Raw genomic sequence first — 1,301 nt, 5'->3', positions numbered from 1 at the left:
TGCAGTGACCCCTGTCAAGTAGACAGTATTAAAAAAGCGCAACTAAGCAACCTGAGTTCTATATTTATATGGACTCAGGTTATTTAATTTCTTTTGAAATCTTTGATGATTATAAAAGTACATATATTTACGCACGGCAAGTTTGACCTCATTCGCTTTACGGAAGGAGTGTAAATGAAAACACTCTGCCTTAAAGTGACTGAAGAAGTTTTCCATACAAGCATTATCCCAACAGTTGCCTCTTCGAGACATACTTGCCTTCATCTGATATTTTTTAAGTAATTGATTATATTGACGAGATGTATACTGGGACCCTTGATCACTATGTAAGAGGATTCCCTTCACATTTCGTTTTTTCTTTGCCTTTTTAAGTGTATCTAACACAAGTTTTAAGTCGTTTCTACGACTGGTTTCATAGGCAACAATTTCATTATTATATAAATCCTTAATAGCGGATAAGTACAAGCGCTGTCCATTGAAAATCAAATAGGTAATATCGGTTACCCATTTCTCATTCGGTTTTAAAGCTTGAAACTCCCTATTTAGATGGTTCTCTGAAATCACATAAGCTTCTTTTTTTCCGTAATAAGGTCGTTTTTTCCTAATTACGGCTTTGATACCTAGTTCACTCATCAATCTTTGGATGCGCTTATGATTCAAATGAAGGTTATATGTGGCTTTCAGCCACACTTGTATTCTTCTATATCCATAAATTCCTCTTAATTTTTTATGACACTTCAATATCTTTTTCTTAATTTCGATATCCTCGGATTGTTTTATTGAAGGCGTCGTATGCCGTTTTATCCATTTGTAGTACCCACTTCTGGTTACACCAGCAATATCGCATAGAATGGTCACTGTATAACCTGTTTTTTTCATTTCATGGATGACTTCAAATTTTTTCGTTTTGGATACGACTTTCATTCCTCCTTTTACATCCCTAAGAGCTTTTTTAACATTTCATTTTCCGCTTCTAATCGTCGGATCTTAGCTTCAGAATCTTCGGGTCTAAGCCTTGGTCTACCTAAACCTGGTCCTTTCGCTTTACCGCGTTTTTCTTCTAGTCCTTTGATTCCTTCAGCTTCAAAGTATTTCACCCAACGACTTACAACCGAGTGATGAATACCTAATTCTTTCGCAATGGTTTTATAGCTCATGCCTTCTTTTAAGTATAAATCTATAGCTTTTTTCTTAAATTCTACATCGTAAGTGACTCTAATTTTTCCCATAAAAAAATCCCCTCCATAGTAAACAGGTTAGTGTTCTTTCTTTTTCCTGTCTACTATAAGGGGATCATATCA

At 35.2% G+C, this 1,301-nt stretch carries 2 protein-coding genes; both read right to left on the bottom strand.

From position 1 onward, the window contains the following. Nucleotides 1-42: 42 nt before the first annotated feature. Entirely contained in the window at nt 43-924 is an 882-nt protein-coding gene (locus AC3WTA_RS28430; protein ID WP_098252031.1) for an IS3 family transposase, read from the bottom strand. 8 nt (nt 925-932) lie between these two features. Next, entirely contained in the window at nt 933-1,229 is a 297-nt protein-coding gene (locus AC3WTA_RS28425; protein ID WP_078183867.1) for a transposase, read from the bottom strand. Nucleotides 1,230-1,301 lie beyond the last annotated feature (72 nt).

The organism is Bacillus sp. EB106-07-01-XG149, assembly GCF_058791555.1.
The sequence above is the reverse complement of the archived record's forward strand: the minus strand, read 5'-3'. Positions and strand labels throughout refer to the sequence as shown.

Bases quoted from the DNA above. Each gene is read 5' to 3' on its own strand.
- AC3WTA_RS28430 (WP_098252031.1), bottom strand. From the start codon at position 924: ATGAAAGTCGTATCCAAAACGAAAAAATTTGAAGTCATCCATGAAATG.
- AC3WTA_RS28425 (WP_078183867.1), bottom strand. From the start codon at position 1,229: ATGGGAAAAATTAGAGTCACTTACGATGTAGAATTTAAGAAAAAAGCT.